The organism is Leptogranulimonas caecicola, assembly GCF_023168405.1.
In the GTDB taxonomy this organism is placed as follows: Bacteria; Actinomycetota; Coriobacteriia; order Coriobacteriales; family Atopobiaceae; genus Leptogranulimonas; species Leptogranulimonas caecicola.
Genome location: NZ_AP025285.1, coordinates 1084448 through 1101822, shown reverse-complemented (window position 1 = coordinate 1101822; position 17375 = coordinate 1084448). Strand labels below are relative to the sequence as shown.

The following is a 17375-nucleotide window of genomic DNA, read 5'->3' as shown; positions in this document are numbered from 1 at the left end:
CATACAAGTGTCCTGAGCCGCCTGCGAGCGGCCAAAGCGGAACCGCCTGCAAGGGGCAGGTGGAGATCGAGAGGTAGTACATGACCAAAGTCACCCACGAGTTTGACCTCTATGGCAAACATTATGCGCTGGAGTCCGGCGAGCTCGCCAAGCAGGCCACCGGTGCGTGCATTGTGCGTCAAGGCGATTCTGAGGTCCTCGTGACCGCCGTGGTGTCCAAGGAACGCAAAGATTTTGATTTCTTCCCCCTCACGGTGGATTACATCGAGAAGATGTATGCCGTGGGCCGCATTCCCGGCGGATACCTCAAGCGTGAGGCTCGCCCTTCCGAGAAGGCCACCCTCACCGCCCGCATGATCGACCGTCCTTTGCGCCCCAGCTTCCCTGACGGCTTCCGCAACGAGGTCCAGGTAGTGGCTATGCCTCTCGTCGCAGACCAGGTAGATCCTGTGGATACCATCTGCGTCATGGCAGCCAGCGCCGCCCTTACCATCGGCGGTGTGCCCTTCGAGGGACCGCTGGCCTGCGTGCGCGTGGGTCGCGACCGCGACACCGGCGAGTATCTGGTGAACCCCACCTATGAGGAGCGCGACAACTCCGACCTCGACCTGGAGCTTGCCGGCACCTCCACCTTCATCTCTATGCTGGAGGCTTCCGGCGACGAGGTGAGCGAGGCAGACATGCTGGACGCCATGGCCTTTGGCCAGGACGCCATTGCCGCCTTCTGCGCGGAGCAAGAGGCCTTCATCGCCAAGTGGGTCGAGGTCAACGGCCCCATCCAGCCCAAGGAGTATGTGCTGGACGAGCCTAACGCCGCTGTGCACGAGAAGGTCTTCGCCCATTTCGACGAGATGTCCGCAGCCCTCAAAGACCCGGACAAGCAGTCCCGTATGGCCAAGGTGGCAGAGCTCAAGGACCTCATCGTCTCCGAGTTTAGCGGGGAGGAGCGCGAGAGCGAGCATCGCTCCATCGCCGTCGAGCTCAAGAACCTCGAGAAGCATGCCATGCGCGAGATGGTGGTAGAGACCGGCGAGCGTGTGGACGGCCGCACTGCCACTCAGATTCGCCCCCTCATGGTCAAGGGCGACTATCTGCCGCTGGTGCACGGCTCCGGCCTCTTCCAGCGCGGCCAGACCCAGGTGCTCTCGGTATGCACCCTGGGTATGCTCAACGAGTGGCAGCGCCTGGATACCATCGAGCCTGTGGATGGCAAGCGCTACATCCACCACTACAACTTCCCGCCCTTCTGCACCGGCGAGACCGGTCGTATGGGCGCTCCCAAGCGCCGTGAGATTGGCCATGGCAACCTGGCTGAGCGTGCCCTTCTTCCTGTGATCCCTACCGAGGAAGAGTTCCCCTACACCATTCGCGTGGTCTCTGAGGTAATGGAGTCCAACGGCTCCAGCTCTATGGCGTCTACCTGCGGCTCCACCTTGGCTCTGATGGATGCCGGCGTGCCTTTGAAGCGCCCGGTTTCCGGCATCGCCATGGGCCTTATCCAAGAGAACGGCAAGACCGTGGTGCTCTCTGACATCCAGGGTCTCGAGGACTTCTTGGGCGACATGGATTTCAAGGTCACCGGCACCGAGCGCGGCATCACCGCCATGCAGATGGACAACAAGGCCACAGGCCTTACCCCTGAGATCCTGGAGCAGGCTCTACATCAGGCCAAAGAGGGGCGCGCCCACATCTTGGCCGCTATGCTCGAGGCTATTCCCCAGCCCCGTGAAGAGGTGAAGGACAACGCTCCTCACATCATCACCCTCAACATCGCTCCCGATAAGATCCGCGACGTCATTGGCTCTGGCGGCAAGGTCATCCGCGGCATTCAAGACGACACCGGCGCCACCATCGACATCCAGGAAGACGGCACTGTCTTTATCGCCGGCGTAGGCGCTGCCGGTGAAGAGGCCGCCGATCGCATCAGGGCCATCGTCAAGGTGCCCGAGGTGGGCGAGGAGTACGTGGGCCGCGTAGTGGGCATTCAGCCCTTTGGCGCCTTCGTGGAGCTGCTGCCTGGCAAGGACGGCCTGCTGCACATCTCCCGTGTGGCCCAGGGTCGCGTGGACAAGGTGGAAGACGTCCTCAACGTGGGTGACGAAGTCAAGGTCAAGGTGCTCGAGGTGGACGAGAAGGGAAAGATCTCCCTGGATCGTCTGGACAAGCCCGAGGCGCCGGCTGGCAACGGTCACAAGGGGCCCGAGCACGCCGGTCGCAAGGGCGACTCAAAACCCAAGCCTCGCACCCGCAAGCCTGGCGATCGCGGCGCCAAGGGGCAAGACGAGGCTCCTGCCCGCAAGCTCCGCCGTCATCACGAGGGCTAACCAAAGGTGCAGCCCTCGAGGGTGTGGGCTTCTCGGCAGCCTTTAGGGCGCTGAGACTTCAAGCTGCATAGACAAGACACCTGCCTGCCCGGCGCAGGCGGGTGTCTGTTTTTGTGTATCTGCGAGAGGGGCTTTTGGCGTTAACAGAGAATCCATAGGCCCCGGCTATCATAAGAAGCTATTGATTTGTGACGCAACGGCCCAAGAGGCCGTATTTATAGATTCGCATTGGTTGCGATTAAGAAAGGAACTAGTAATTCCATGCCAAAGAAAAAACCGCCTCTCAAGATAATTCCCCTAGGCGGACTGGACGGCATTGGCAAGAACATGACCGCCTTCGAATACGGCAACGATATGGTGCTGGTAGATGCAGGCCTTATGTTCCCCGATGACGATCAGCCCGGTATCGACCTGGTGCTTCCTGATTACACCTACCTGTTGGAAAACGAGCACAAACTGCGCGGCATCGTCATCACCCACGGTCATGAAGACCATACCGGCGCGCTGCCCTATCTGCTGCGCGACCTGACCCGTCGCGTGCCCATCTATGCCTCGCGCATGACGCTGGGTCTCATCGAGGGCAAGCTCAACGAGCACAAGCTGCAAAACGAGAAGCTTATCGAAGTGCAATCGGGCCAGCATGTGGACATGGGGGCTTTTGGTGTCAACTTCTTCGCCATGACCCACTCCATTCCCGGCGCTCTGGGCATCTACATCGAGACCCCGCAGGGCACGGTGTTGCACACCGGCGACTTCAAGCTGGACCAAACGCCCATCGACGGCGTGTGCCCTGACTATCACGCCATCAACGCCTACGGCGCCAAGGGCGTCGACCTGCTGCTGTCTGACTCCACCAATGCCACTCGCCCGGGCTTCACGGGCTCTGAGGCTTCGGTAGGGGCCAGCCTGCGCCATATCATCAAGAATGCGCCTGGCCGCGTCTTTGTGGCCTCCTTCTCCAGCCACATTCACCGTCTGCAGCAGGTCTGCGACGCTGCGGTGGCGGTGGGCCGTAAAGTGGTGGTCACAGGCCGCTCCATGGTGACCAACACCAAGATCGCCCGGGAGCTGGGCTACCTCAACATTCCTGCAGACGACATCCTGGATGCCTTCGACATCGACGAGCTGCCCGATGACAAGGTGGTGGTGCTTTGCACCGGTAGCCAAGGCGAGCCTCTGAGCGCTCTGGCCCGCATGGCCAACGGCGAGCACCGCTCCCTGTCCATTGGCCCCAACGACACGGTGATCATCAGCGCCACGCCGGTTCCCGGCAACGAGAAGTCGGTACAGTCCATCATCAACTCGCTTTCCAAGATCGGCTGCGCGGTCTTTGACAAGTCCAATGCCTTGGTGCACGTCTCTGGTCACGGCAGCCAAGAAGAGCTCAAGCTCATGTTGGCCATGGTGCATCCCCGCTACTTCGCGCCGGTGCACGGCGAGGCAGTGCACCTGCGTGCCCATGCCTCCCTGGCAGAATCCATGGGTCTGGAACCAGACCGCATCTTCTTGTTGGACAATGGTGACACGCTGGAGATGCGCAACCACCAGGTGAAGCTGGGAACACCGGTGGAGTCTGGCGTGGTCTACGTGGACGGCATGTGCATCCAGGGGGCAGACACCGGCGTCATGCGCGACCGCCAGAAGCTCTCCAACGATGGCATTGTGACCTGCGTGGTCACAGTGGGCAGCCGCACTCATAAGGCCCTGGAGGTAGACATCTCCAGCCGCGGCGTCTCCTTTGCCGACGAGCCTGAGACCCTGGATGGCGCTCAAAGCACGGTATTTGCTACGGTAGACCGTACTGCCGAGAAGGCTGGGGCCACCACAGACTCTATTCGCAAGGCTGTTCGCAGTGCTCTGTCTAACTATCTCTGGTCGCAAACCCGCACCCGTCCAATGATCATCCCGGTCGTGATGGAGGTCTAACTCGATGCCGTCGCAACGCAAATCCAACGCACCCAAGCGCAAGGCACCGACAAACACCCACAACCAAAAGCCCGCCGCCCATCAGGCGGTGGTGGCTCCTTCTGCATGGCACGACATCGCCGGAGTGGCGTTGATCGTGTTGGCAGTGGCGCTGCTGGTGGCGTTGATGAGCCCTAGCGACGCCTTGGTGGCCCAGGCCTTTCGCACTGGTCTGGTGATGGGCTTTGGAGCAGGCGCCCCGTTGGTTCCCTGTGCCCTGTTGCTTTACGCCATCACCTACTTTGTGCCACAAGACGGCCCCTTCTCCCTGCGCATCGCCTTGGGACTCACGCTCATTGTGGTGGCTCTTTTGGCAATGCTCTCTGTGCTGGCCACCCCAGATGGCCTGGCTTCTGCCAATGCGGATATGGTCTTTACCGATGCCATCGCTCAGACATCCGGCGGATGGCTAGGCGGAGCTGCGGCCTGGGTGCTGCTCACCCTTTTGGGTCGCACCATATCGCTCATCGTGTTGGTAGGCCTTATGATCGCCGGCATTGTGATTTGCGGTTTCTCCATCTCAGGCCTGGTGGCAAAGATCCGCAACGCCTCCAGCGCTGCCCATGAGCACCTGGCCGAGCGCGCGAGCGAGCGCGCTACCAGCCGTGCTCAGGCACGGGCCGCCAGGGCTGCGGCAGGGGAGGGGACCGCTGTCTTGGCCGCGAACCCCACTACCGCTCTACCTCGCCGCGGCCGCTCCAAGTCCGGCGAGCCTGCCACCACCTTCCTGGGCAATCGCAAGACCTCGGTGTTGCGTCGAGGCGACAAAGCCCAGAAACCCTACCAGCATCCCCGTATGGCCGCCGATGAGGTTCCCGGCGCCCTTCATGACACCGTGGAGGATCTGGAGGGTCAGACGGTCACCGCGCCGCTGCCGGTGACTCCGGCCTCCCACGACAAGAAGCGCCCGCAGCGCCGCCGTCGCACAAAGGCCCAAGAGGCTCAAGACGCGCTGGTAGAGGATGGAGATCTTCTCGGCAACGAGGAGGCTGCAGATGCCCGCGATGTCGACCAGTGGGACAGTCCTGACACTCCCCAGTTGGATCTCACGGCTCCCTGGGAAGAGGCGCCTGCCACTCAAAAGCCCAAGAACGCCGCGGAGTCTGCAGGTCTTTCGGCCGAGAAGCCCACCGCTCCTTCCGGCGGCATCTCCAAGGCCGCCATGGCCAAAGCCCCTGCCAAACCCAAGCGTCCGGGCGAGGATTCTGCGCAATACGAGTTGCCTCCCCTTTCGCTCTTGGATACTTCCAAGGACAACTCGGTCACGGCAAGCTCGGAGGAAGAGCTCCAAGCTACGGCCGACCGCCTGCAAGCCAAGCTCATCGAGTTTGGCTCCACCAGCCAGGTGGTCGGCTGGGTGGCCGGCCCCATCGTCACCACCTTCAAGATCCAGATGGGCGAGGGCGAGCGCGTAAGCAAGATCATGAACCTTGAAGACGACATCGCCTTGTCGCTGGCCGCCAAATCGGTGCGTATCTTTGTGATTCCGGGCTCCACCTATCTAGGTATCGAGATTCCCAATAGCAAGCGTCGCAACGTCTATCTGGGCGATGTGGTGCCCTTTGCCAAAGGGGGCGCGCTGGAGTTTGCCATTGGCCGCGACTCCGAGGGCAAGCCTGTGGTGGCAGACCTGGCCAAGATGCCCCACCTGCTTATCGCCGGTACCACGGGCTCCGGTAAGTCCGTCATGATCAACACCATCATCATGTCCATGCTCATGCGGGCCACACCTGACCAGCTGCGCCTCATCATGGTGGACCCCAAGCGCGTGGAGTTCACCTTCTACGAGGGCTTGCCACACCTCTATGTGCCTGTGGTCACTGAGCCCAAGCAGGCGGCCAGCGCTCTGCAGTGGGCCACTACCGAGATGGAGCGGCGCCTCAAGATCTTTGCCAAGGCGGGCGTGCGCAACATCGCCGGCTACAACAAGAAGGTGAAATCGGGTGCCTTGGACGATGACGAGGGTACCTCGCCAGATCCCATGCCTTATTTGGTAGTGGTGGTGGACGAGCTCTCCGACCTCATGATGGTCTCGGGCAAGGAGGTGGAGGCTTCCATCGTGCGCATCGCCCAGCTGGCCCGTGCCGCTGGCATCCATCTGGTGCTGGCCACCCAGCGCCCCACCACAGATGTGGTTACCGGCCTCATCAAGGCCAACATCGAGAGCCGCATCGCCCTCACGGTGGCTCAAAAGAACGACTCACGCATCATCCTGGACGAGAAGGGCGCCGACCGTCTCTTGGGTAACGGCGACATGCTCTTCAAGTCTGGAGGCTTAAAGCCTCGCCGCATCCTGGGCTGTTACGTTTCTGACGACGAGGTGGAGAACGTGGTGAGCTACTGGGCCGATCAGGGCGAGCCCGACTACCACGAGGAAGTGCTCTCTGCCGTGGCTCCCGCCGAGCTAGAAGGCTCCTCTGAGGCCAGCGACCTAGACGAGGAGGACGATCCTTTGGTATGGGAGGCGGCTCAGATCGTCGTGGATTCCCAGCTAGGTTCCACCTCCACCCTCCAGAGGCGCCTCAAGGTGGGCTACGCTAGAGCTGGCCGCATCATGGACATGCTCGAGCACAAGGGCATTGTGGGTCCCCCCAATGGCTCCAAGCCTCGTGACGTGCTGCTTCAGCCGGAGGGGCTGGAGGAGCTCCGTCAGGCCGAAGCTCTTTACAGGGAGGTATAGCAGGTGGCAAAGCCGCGTTTTAGCGAGTATCTGGCCCAGCGTAGGCGTCAGCTCAACCTCACCATTCCTCAGGCTGCCCGAGTCCTGAGGCTCAAAGAGCAGGTCATTGTGGCCTTTGAGGAGGGAGACTGGCAGCGCATCCCCCGTTCGGGCTATGCGCTGGGCATGCTCTCCAGCTATGCGCGCTATCTGGGGCTCAATCCCCGAGAGGTCATCGACATGTTCCAGGACGACCTGGACGCCTACACCCATGGGCATGTGTCTCCTGCCGATAAAACCGCGCCCTACGAAGCAGGAGCTGCTCCTGCCCATGGACGCTCTCGCAGGGGCCAGGGCGCAGACATCGACCTCTATGGCTCTGCCGGCCCAGCCGGATCGATTCTTACAGGCACAGCATTAGGACATAGCTTGCGAAACGGTTCCACTCGACGCTCCGAGGCCATCACCAACGGGCGCAACGCCGGGTACTCTGAGCGCTACCTGCGCCAATACACCGGCGACTTACAAAACACCCAAGAGGGCTACCCCCAGGGTCGCCCCTATACTGCCCGTGCGCCCCGCACCAACAGCACACGAGCTGCATTGCCAGCGCCACGGGCTTCTCGGCAGCAAAGAAGCTCTCGAGCTGCAAGCGATGCTCGCAGGTATGCTGGGGAAGGTGCCATCCAAACGCGCAGGGTGTCTCAGGATGCCTATGAGGACGACCTGCGCTACGGGCTGGCTTCTGACAGCTATCGGCAAGCCACGTCCAGCGAGGTGCGTCAGGCGGCACGCTCTATGGGAAGCTCGGCGCAGCGCCCCAATGTGCGCAGGCGCCCTTCCAGCCAAGCCCAGGCCAATCTTCGCTCTCGTGGCCAGAGCCAAGGAAGCGCCAGCGTAGGAGATGTCATTCGCGCCTGGTTTTCTGACCAGCGACGTACAATGGCCACCATCTTTGTGGCGGTGGCCATAGCCCTCATCGTCATCATCGTCATTGGTGTGAGGAGCTGCACTGCAGACCCTGCCCCCAAGACTTCTGAGACACAGCAGACCCAAACTGCTGCCAACAGCGGTTCTGACAGTTCTGCAGATACTTCCACTAATGATACTTCTGGCGCCCCTGCCAACGACAACTCTGCCGATGCTGCGGCAGCAGCGGCAGCCGCAGCAGCCCAAAAAGCCGCAGAACCGGTAGTGGTGGAGGTATCGGTGCCTGACGGTGCAGCCGTGTGGGTGGAGGTCAAGAACGGCGATACCAACGAGGTGGCACAAACCGTCACCGGCCCTTGGACCAAGACGTTCAATGTGGTGTCTAACGGCCAGCTGGTGGTTCGCACTGCAGACCCTGCCCAGGTGACCGTCACGGCCAATGGGCAAACGGTGCCCTTCAACACCTCCGCTGCAGGCGTGGGCACTGCCACCATCGACGGTCCCAAAGTGGACGAGTCTGCTTCCCAGGGCATGGCCCAGAGCGGGGAGGGTTCAACTTCTGATAGCGGCACTGCCGCTGCGGGTAATGACAGTTCGAGCAGCGCGGGCTCTGGCAGCACCGCCTCTGGCACTGGAAGCGCAGGATCTGGCTCTTCTGCTGCGCCCTCCGGCACCTCCACTGGCACCACCAACTAGATTTATAAGGAGCATCATGGCTAAGGACTCATCGTTTGACATCGTGTCCCAGGTGGACATGCAAGAGGTAGACAACGCTTACCAGCAGACTGCCCGTGAGCTGACTCAGCGCTATGACCTCAAGAATTCCGGCGCCACTATCGATCTTGCCAAAAGCGAAGGCACCATTACCGTCGTGGCTCCGGCAGACTTCGTAGCCCGTCAAGTGATCGATGTGTTGGGCGGCCGCTTGGTCAAGCGCGGCATCGACCTCAAGGCAGTGCAGTGGGATGCTCCCCAAGCCGCAAGCGGTGGCTCGGTGCGCGTCGTAGGCCGCATTGTGACCGGCATAGACAAAGAGACCGCCAAGCGCATTGCCAAGGACATCCGCGACGCCAAGCTCAAATGCAAGGCCGCGGTAGAAGACGACAAAGTGCGCGTCTCCAGCCCCTCCAAAGATGTCTTGCAACAGGTTATCGGCATGATGCGCGACGCAGATTACGGTGTACCGCTGCAGTTCACCAACTATCGCTAATCTATGGCCGCTAATCTGAAAGCAGTGGATATGTCCCAGTCTCAAGATGAGCTTGCCTCACTCGAAGATTTTCCGATGGCAAGCGAGGAGCAAGACGCAATTGCAGAAGCTCTCGATACCCACGCCCCTGCTGTGCTTTACATCACCTTGGGGTGCGCCAAAAACGAGGTGGATACCAACCGCATGAAGTCCCTTCTGGAGCGTGCGGGTTACAGGGAGGCGGTAGAGGTCGCAGAGGCGGATGTGGCCCTCATCAACACCTGCTCGTTTTTGGCCAGCGCCACCTCGGAGTCCATCGAGGCCACCTTGGAGCTGGCCGAAGAACGCGAGCAGGCATCGCTGGATCTGCCCATCATCATGTGTGGCTGTGTGCCTTCCCGCTATGGCGATGGGCTCCCCACCGAGCTTCCGGAGGTGGCCGCCTTTGTGCGCACCGACGAGGAAGACCGCATTGTCGAGGTGGTAGATGAGGTGCTGGGCAGACAGGATGTTTCCACTGTGCCAGAGGCTGCTCAGATGGAGGGGGCTGGCCAGGTGCTTCGCACGGTGGAGTCTGCCAGCGCCTATGTGAAGATCTCCGACGGCTGCGACCGCTACTGCTCCTTCTGCGCCATCCCCAATATTCGCGGTCGCTATGCCTCACGGCCTGCCGCAGAGATCAAACAAGAGATCCAGGGGCTTCTCGACGGCGGGGTCAAGGAGATCGTGCTTATCGGTCAGGACACTGGCGTCTGGGGTTCAGACTTCGACGAACCCTCTACGTTGGCAGACCTTCTGAACGAGCTGGATCCCGTCGTTGCCGAGAAGGGCGCCTGGCTTCGTGTGCTCTATCTGCAGCCGGAAGGTATGACAGACGAGCTGGTGGCTGCCATTCGCGACAACCCTTCAGTGTTGCCCTATATCGACATCCCTATCCAGCATGTCTCCGAGCCGGTGCTCAAGGCTATGAGGCGTCAAGGCAATGCTCAGGAGCTGCGAGAGCTATTTGGCCGTCTGCGCCAAGAGATCCCCAATATGGTGCTCAGGACCACGGGGCTTGTGGGTTTTCCCGGAGAGACCGACGAGCAATTCGACGAGCTGGATGAGTTCTTGCGCGAAGTGGGTTTTGACTACGTCTCAGTCTTTGCCTATTCGCCCGAGGAGGGCACGCTGGCCGCCAAGATGGATAACCAAATCACTACCAATACCAAGCTGGAGCGCACTCAGCGCCTGGTGGATACGGCAGAAGACCTAGGCTTTGCCGCCACTGCAGCCCATGTGGGCGAGACGTTGGACGTCATCATCGACGGCATCGAGGAAGAGAGCGATATGGCTGAGTTTATTGGCCACGCCTGGTTCCAAGCACCCGACAGCGACGGTGCCGTGCACATCCCTGAGGGAGAGTACGCCATTGGCGACGTCGTGCCCGTGAAGTTGGTGGACGCCTTCTGCTATGAGCTGGTGGGAGAGCCCCTAGACAGCTCCAAAGAGAGCCGGTAGCTATGGCGGCATCTTCTCGGCAGTCTGAGCCGCAAAAGCCCTCCACGCTCATGACTGCGGCCAACATTGTGACCTTAGTGCGTGTAGCTTGCATCTTTGTATGGCTGCTCCTCGCAGGTCTATGCGGCCCTGCGGCCACCACTGAGGTCTCCTGGGCGCATCTGGGCCTGGCAGCCTTCTATGGACTCATTGCTGGCACCGATTCTCTGGATGGCTATTTGGCCCGCTCCCGCAACGAGGTCACCGATTTTGGCAAGTTCTTGGACCCCATAGCCGACAAGCTGGTGGTAGTGGCTGCCCTTCTCTACCTCATGGATGCTTCGCTGGTGTCTTTGTGGGTCATCGTGGTCATTGTGACCCGAGAGTTTTTGGTGTCCGGCTTGCGTATGGTGGTGGCCTCTAAAGGCGTAGTGGTGGCTGCAAGCCGGCTGGGCAAATGGAAGACGGCTACCACCATGGGCGCCATTGCCGGCTATCTGGTGGCTATGGCACTGCCTGTAGGTCCGTTCACCTCGCTTCTCTACGGAGCTTCTTGGATCGCCATGGCCGCCGCCGTCGTGCTCACTCTTTGGTCTGGAGCCGATTACTTCATGAAATGCTGGGCCTACATTCGCTAGGAGGAGCCCATGGATTTGGATCTTGAGCCTTTGGTGTCCTGGTGCGACCAGGTGTTGGATCCTTCTTTTGAGACAGATCGGGCCCCTTCTGCCGAGAAGATCTACGCTTTTGCGGTTGACGCCCTTGAGGTGGCCAGACGTACCTGCCATAGCTTGGGAACCGCAGAATCGTGCACGGGAGGCTTGGTGTCTGGCGCGCTCACAGAAGTGCCCGGATCCTCAGATGTGGTCATGGGAGGAGTGACGAGCTATGCCTGCTCGGTAAAGGAGCATGTGCTAGGCGTTGACTCTGTCATTTTGGATACGGTGGGGGCTGTTTCCGAGCCCTGCGTTATCGCCATGTCGCTGGGGGCCTGCCGCGTGTTGGGATGCGATGTTTCTGTAGCCATCTCTGGCATTGCCGGCCCTGGAGGCGCCGTTCCCGGCAAACCCGTAGGTACTGTATGGTTTTGTGCCTGCACTACCATAGAGGGATCTGATCATCAGTGCAGATCGCTCGTTAGGCATTTCTCTGGCGATCGGGCGCAAGTTCGCACAAAGTCGGTAGCCACGGCTCTGGCGCTTTTGACAAAGGCCTGTCTCTAGCTTGCAAAAATGCTCCAGCACTCATGTTCCAGCATCCGTCTTGAAAGATTCTTCTAAGGACGGATATGGCGTTTAGAGACTGCAGCAGCCCTTGTTTGAAGAAGCTGTGAGCCTGAGAGGGATGCATGAGCTTCTATGAAGGCTCCTTCATAGCTCTTAAAGCCATAAGCTGTCAGTATAGAAAAGTGACAAAAATAGTCGAACCAATTGACAGAAAAGTGCCAAAAACGGGACAGAAAACGGTCAGACCCCGGTGGTTTTATAGGTCGTGAGTATTGACTACGAACAGGTGTTCGCGTAGTATGTTCGACGATAAGAACACCAGGGAAGGAGCCTCATGGCTAAAAACAAAACCGCTCTCAGCAAGACAGTGGCAGAGCGTACTACGGGCGAAGAGCGTGATCACGCTATTGAGGCTACTACGGCCGAGATCCGCAAGCGCTTTGGCGCCGGCGCCATCATGAAATTTGGAGATTCAGGCAACGATTTAGAGGTGGAGGCTATTCCTACCGGCTGCATCGCTCTGGATGCCGCTCTGGGTATTGGCGGTGTTCCCCGTGGCCGTATCGTAGAGATTTATGGTCCGGAGTCCTCCGGTAAGACCACCCTGTCGCTGGAGATTCTGGCAGAGGCCCAAGCCCAAGGCGGCGTAGTGGCCTTTATCGATGCTGAGCATGCGTTGGATCCCGGGTATGCCGCTCGCATTGGCGTGGATATCGATGAAGTGCTCATTTCTCAGCCAGATACCGGCGAGCAGGCATTGGAGATCTGCGACATGCTGGTACGCTCTAGCGCTGTGGATGTCATCGTCATCGACTCTGTGGCAGCCTTGGTGCCTCGCGCAGAGATCGAGGGTGAGATTGGCGAGACTACGGTGGGCCTTCAGGCTCGACTTATGAGCCAGGCTTTACGCAAGCTCGCTGGCTCTCTAAGCAAGTCCAATACCACTTGCATCTTCATCAACCAGCTGCGCGAGAAGATCGGCGTGATGTTTGGCAATCCTGAGACCACCACCGGTGGTCGCGCGCTCAAGTTCTTCTCCTCGGTGCGTATGGACATCCGCAAGATCGACTCCATCAAAAAAGATGGCGAGGTAGTGGGCAATCGCGTGCGCGTCAAGGTAGTCAAGAACAAGGTGGCTCCTCCCTTCCAAACTGCTGAGTTTGACATCATGTATGGCACCGGCATCTCCAAAGAAGGCTCCACTCTGGACATGGCGGTGGACTACGATGTGGTCAACAAATCCGGTGCCTGGTATACCTATGAGGGTGAGCGACTGGGCCAAGGTCGCGAGGCAGCCAAGGAGTTCCTGCGCACCAATCCGGATCTGTTCGATGAGATCGATCACAAGGTCCGCATAGCTTGTGACCTCGAGTTTGATGATGAAGAAGCTCCTGTGGTTTCTGAATCCAAAGATGCTCAAGCAAAGGCAGACGAGTAATCCATGCGTTATGGCACAGGAGGCTCCCAGAGTTCAGAGACCGCGAAAACACAGAGAATCGAGCGTCTCTCGGGCTCTGGGGCCAGCTGGACCCTCTACTTTCCCCCCAAAGAGGCAGTGAGCTTTTCTAGAGCTCCGCTCGTCTCTGTGGTGGGAGAGGATGTGGTAGGCACTCAGAGTACATGCCGTTTTAACGTGCCTAAGGATGTGGCTAAGGCTCTGCTCAAGCAGGTGAAGGAAGATGGGGTCCCTACTAGTCCTCATGCCATGGAGACAGTCCTTGAAGGCCTTCAGATCTCCTGTGCGGCTAAACGGCTCACAGATCTTGTGAACCGTCGCGATTACGCAAGAAAAGAAGCTCGGGAGCGACTCCAAAGAGCAGGATATTCTGCTTCTGCTATAGAAGATGTAGTGGAGCGTGCCACACGGGGTCGTCTGCTAGATGACGATCGTTTTGCAGAGACCTTCATTCGCACCAAGATCTCCATTGGGTGGGGTCAGGGGCGCATCAAGCGCGAGCTTGCCCGTCGAGGCATCTCAGCAGAATCTGTTTCGGGGTGGCCAGAAGAGTACTTTGCTCAAGGGGAAGAGCTTGAGCGTGCCTGGGAATTGGTGGCTAGAAAGCCTGTCTCAGAGAAGAATGGCTATCAAAAGCTTGTGAGATTCTTAGTCTCTCGAGGATTTGATTATGGAATCGCCCGCCAGTGCGCCTCTCGTCGCGTGGAAGAAGAATCAGAGGAATAGTCAGCCATCTCAAAGATTCCTCTGATTTATGCATCAAGGCGTGCTCCTTAGCTTTACGAGTCAGCCTACATAAACTAAAATGCAAGAGCCGCAGAGCGTCCTTCCTAGGCTTTTGCCCTAGGTTTTCATAGACCACCAACGACCCAACCTCAAACTCAGGTTATGTCGCTATTTATCGAGGTCATGAGCCTCCTCGCTTCCGAGGACCCCCTTGGGGGCACACGGTCGCTCTTACGGTGGCCACCTGAAATTTAGGTGGCAGCTATCAAACGATAAGAGCACTGATTAGAGAAGACGAGGAAGATACCATGGACATCGCACTCCCCGTGGTACTCTGCATCGTCGGGATCGTTGTAGGCGCCCTGGTGGCCTGGAATCTTGCTAATGGCAAGACCAATGCCAAGGTGATCGAGGCTAATCAAAAAGTGCGCGATGCAGAGAGTCGTGCTACTCAAATTGAAGCCGAGGCATCCCGAAATGCAGAGACCCAAAAGAAAGAGTCCATTCTCTCTGCAAAAGAAGAGATTCTCAAATTAAAGCAGGCCCAAGAGGCTGAAAATCGCGCACGTAAAGGCGAGCTTCGTGACCTCGAATCTCGCATTATGCAGCGTGAGGAGTCGCTGGACCGCAGAAACGATGCATTGGATCGCAAAGAGCATCAGCTTTCTGAGAATCAGAGCCAGCTGGATCGTCGCCGCAATGACGTAGAAAAACTGATAGCCCAGCAGTCCACTGAGCTCGAGCGCATTGCTGCCCTCACCAAAGACGAGGCGCATGATGAGCTTCTGGAGCGCGTTCGCAAGGATACAGTGCGTGAAGAGGCACAAATCCTTCGTGAGAGCGAGCAGCGCACTCGCGCTACTGCAGAAAAAACTGCTCGAGAGATCATCTCTACGGCTATTCAGCGCTGTGCGGCGGATCAAGCCTCTGAGATCACTGTAACCACCGTGCATATTCCATCCGATGATCTCAAAGGTCGCATCATTGGTCGCGAAGGCCGCAACATCCGTTCCTTCGAGCAGATCTCTGGCGTAACGCTAGTCATCGATGACACTCCAGAGAGCGTTGGCCTTTCTAGCTATGATCCCGTACGTCGCGAAACTGCCCGTGTGGCGCTGGAAAACCTGGTAGCAGATGGACGCATTCATCCTGCGCGCATTGAGGAGATGTATGCCAAGGCAGAGAAGCTGGTAAACCAGCGTGTCTTGGACGCCGGCGAGCAAGCTGCTTTCGACCTAGGCATCCATGATCTCCATCCTGAGCTTGTTCGTACCTTGGGTGCCTTGCGCTATCGCACTTCCTATGGGCAGAACGTGCTTCAGCATTCCAAGCAAGTGGCTGAGCTCTGCTCGCTTATGGCAGCCGAGCTTGGCAGCGACCCTGCTATGGCGAAGCGTGCTGGTCTGCTTCATGACATTGGCAAGGCCATCGATCGTGAAGTGGAAGGCCCTCATGCCGTTATTGGCGCTGACCTTGCGCGCAAATATGGCGAGAAGGCTGAGATTGTCCATGCTATCGAGGCTCACCATGCAGATATCGAGCCTGAGACTGTACTGGATGTGTTGGTGCAGGCTGCAGATGCCATCAGCGCTGCTCGCCCTGGTGCACGGCGCGAGTCTGCTGAGGCCTATATCAAGCGTCTTGAGAAGCTTGAGGAGATCTCCAATGCCCATGAGGGCGTTGAACGCACTTATGCCATGCAGGCAGGCCGCGAACTTCACGTCATGGTTGAGCCTGAAAAGATCTCTGACGCCGAGGCAGTAGTGCTTGCTCACGACATCGCCAAGCAGATCGAGGATGAGATGGAGTATCCCGGCCAGGTGCGCGTAGTAGTCATCCGCGAATCTCGCGCAATCGACGTTGCCAAGTAGCCCATGGGAGATCTCAGCGATTTCATCGCAGACGTCACAGGGGAGTCTGTAGCCCGCGTCGAAGAAAACTTTGGTGCGGGCTACGTGCGCCTGGTAGTAGATGAGGCTGAGCGTCGTCAAGCGCGTCATGATATCCGCTGTGTGGAAGACGTGGTAGTGGAGCTTCTGCGCAACGCCCGTGATGCTGGCGCCACCCAGATCTATCTCGCCACCACTAGGCAAGGCGACGAGCGCCATCTCACTATGATCGATGACGGTTCCGGTGTGCCCTTGTCTATGCAGGAACGCATCTTTGAAGCTCGCGTGACTTCCAAGCTAGACTCGATTCACGAGGATCGATGGGGTGTGCACGGTCGCGGCATGGCGCTTTTTTCCATTCGGCAGAATGCCCGTATCGCCCGTGTAAGGGCTTCCGGTGAGCGCATGGGTACTTCAATCGAGGTGATCACAGGCCCAGAACTTCCTGAACGAGCAGATCAGTCTACCTGGCCAACACTCTTTACCACAGAAGACGACGAGACCACTGTGGCGCGAGGGCCTCACAACATTCCTCGTACCTGCTGTGAGTTTGCCTTCGAAGAAAGGCATAGTGTCACAGTGTTCTTGGGTTCTCCTGCAGAGATCGTGGTAACTATTCGCAGCCGTATGGCCAGCGCCATGGATGATGCCTCGCTGCTCTTCCTTGACAGCATCGACTCGCTGCCGCTCTTGGAGCGCCTCTATGCAGCAGTGGACGCAAAAGAGCTGGTGGAGGTTGCATCTTCTCTCGGCTTGGAACTCTCAGAGCGTACTGCCCATCGTATTCTTTCGGGAGCCATTCGCCCCGTACGCTCTGTGATGGCAAGGCTCACCCACGGCACTGACAAGGGCCAGACCTCCTCTCCGGTGGATCTTTCCAAAGACCATCGGGGTCTCAAGCTCGACGAAGGGGATTCCAAAGAGTTTTCTCGGCGTATGGAGAGAGCCTTTTCATTTATCTCTGATCGCTACTATGTAGCTCTGGAAGACGAGCCCACGGTGCGATGTGGCAAGGACAAGATTACGGTCACCTTTCGTATCGCAAAAGAGGATGAGGGCTAGGCGCATCTTCTGGCTCCTGCGTATATTTGACGGGAGCTGTCTGACCTGTCTTCTTTAGATCCTGTGCTCGGGTACCATGCTTAAGAGATACGGTACACACAACCAACGAACGACACCCGCACTACAACATCCAGGAGCCATCGACATGGATTTTCTCAAGGTCTCCAGTAAATCTTCCCCGGCCTCGGTGGCCGGCGCCATCGCTGGTATGGTCAAAGACGGCGTACCTGTAAACCTGCAGGCAATAGGTGCAGGCGCAGTCAATCAGGCCATCAAGGCAGTGGCCATCGCACGAGGGTTTCTTATTCCAGTGGGCCTCGATATCTCCATTGCTCCCTCGTTTTCCGACATTCAAATCAACGGCGACTCGCGCACTGCTATTCGCATCGCTGTCTTCGTCCACAGGATCTCTGCCGAAGAAACTCCTCTCTCAGAGCCCGGCGTGAGTATCCTCAACGCCTAAGGGAGGC

General features: G+C 58.7%; 13 protein-coding genes. All 13 read left to right on the top strand.

Translation table 11 applies throughout. The features are described 5' to 3' along the window. Window positions 1–80: 80 nt before the first annotated feature. The 13 genes from OR601_RS04840 to OR601_RS04780 all read left to right on the top strand — a co-directional run bounded on the left by OR601_RS04840 (window position 81) and on the right by OR601_RS04780 (window position 17368). Entirely contained in the window at window positions 81–2324 is a 2244-nt protein-coding gene (locus OR601_RS04840) for a polyribonucleotide nucleotidyltransferase (RefSeq protein ID WP_265591204.1), read from the top strand. A 261-nt stretch (window positions 2325–2585) separates the two neighbouring features. After that, window positions 2586–4250, top strand: coding sequence for a ribonuclease J (locus OR601_RS04835; protein WP_265591203.1), 1665 nt, complete (start codon window positions 2586–2588; stop codon window positions 4248–4250). Between the two features lie 4 nt (window positions 4251–4254). Beyond that, window positions 4255–6969, top strand: a complete 2715-nt coding sequence (locus OR601_RS04830; RefSeq protein ID WP_265591202.1) for an FtsK/SpoIIIE family DNA translocase — start codon at window positions 4255–4257, stop codon at window positions 6967–6969. A gap of 3 nt (window positions 6970–6972) precedes the next feature. Next, entirely contained in the window at window positions 6973–8574 is a 1602-nt protein-coding gene (locus tag OR601_RS04825) for a helix-turn-helix domain-containing protein (protein WP_265591201.1), read from the top strand. A 16-nt stretch (window positions 8575–8590) separates the two neighbouring features. Next, window positions 8591–9088: a YajQ family cyclic di-GMP-binding protein gene (locus OR601_RS04820; RefSeq protein WP_265591200.1), complete on the top strand. Its 498-nt coding sequence runs from the start codon at window positions 8591–8593 to the stop codon at window positions 9086–9088. Between the two features lie 75 nt (window positions 9089–9163). After that, window positions 9164–10567: a 30S ribosomal protein S12 methylthiotransferase RimO gene (gene rimO, locus OR601_RS04815; protein ID WP_265592379.1), complete on the top strand. Its 1404-nt coding sequence runs from the start codon at window positions 9164–9166 to the stop codon at window positions 10565–10567. A gap of 2 nt (window positions 10568–10569) precedes the next feature. Next, window positions 10570–11184: a CDP-diacylglycerol--glycerol-3-phosphate 3-phosphatidyltransferase gene (gene pgsA / locus OR601_RS04810; RefSeq protein WP_265591199.1), complete on the top strand. Its 615-nt coding sequence runs from the start codon at window positions 10570–10572 to the stop codon at window positions 11182–11184. Between the two features lie 9 nt (window positions 11185–11193). Further along, window positions 11194–11769 carry a CinA family protein gene (locus tag OR601_RS04805; RefSeq protein WP_265591198.1) on the top strand — a complete coding sequence of 192 codons (576 nt, stop codon included), beginning with the start codon at window positions 11194–11196 and terminating at the stop codon, window positions 11767–11769. Between the two features lie 337 nt (window positions 11770–12106). Beyond that, window positions 12107–13210, top strand: a complete 1104-nt coding sequence (recA, locus tag OR601_RS04800) for a recombinase RecA (RefSeq protein WP_136012644.1) — start codon at window positions 12107–12109, stop codon at window positions 13208–13210. Between the two features lie 3 nt (window positions 13211–13213). Next, the gene (locus OR601_RS04795; RefSeq protein WP_265591197.1) at window positions 13214–13954 is read left to right on the top strand and encodes a regulatory protein RecX; all 741 of its coding nucleotides are present in this window, start codon (window positions 13214–13216) and stop codon (window positions 13952–13954) included. A 308-nt stretch (window positions 13955–14262) separates the two neighbouring features. Next, the gene (rny, locus tag OR601_RS04790; RefSeq protein ID WP_265591196.1) at window positions 14263–15825 is read left to right on the top strand and encodes a ribonuclease Y; all 1563 of its coding nucleotides are present in this window, start codon (window positions 14263–14265) and stop codon (window positions 15823–15825) included. Window positions 15826–15828: 3 nt separating this feature from the next. Then, on the top strand, window positions 15829–16905 hold the full coding sequence (locus tag OR601_RS04785; protein ID WP_265591195.1) for an ATP-binding protein: 1077 nt from the start codon (window positions 15829–15831) through the stop codon (window positions 16903–16905). A gap of 145 nt (window positions 16906–17050) precedes the next feature. Further along, window positions 17051–17368 carry a stage V sporulation protein S gene (locus OR601_RS04780; protein WP_265591194.1) on the top strand — a complete coding sequence of 106 codons (318 nt, stop codon included), beginning with the start codon at window positions 17051–17053 and terminating at the stop codon, window positions 17366–17368. The last annotated feature ends 7 nt before the right edge of the window (window positions 17369–17375 follow it).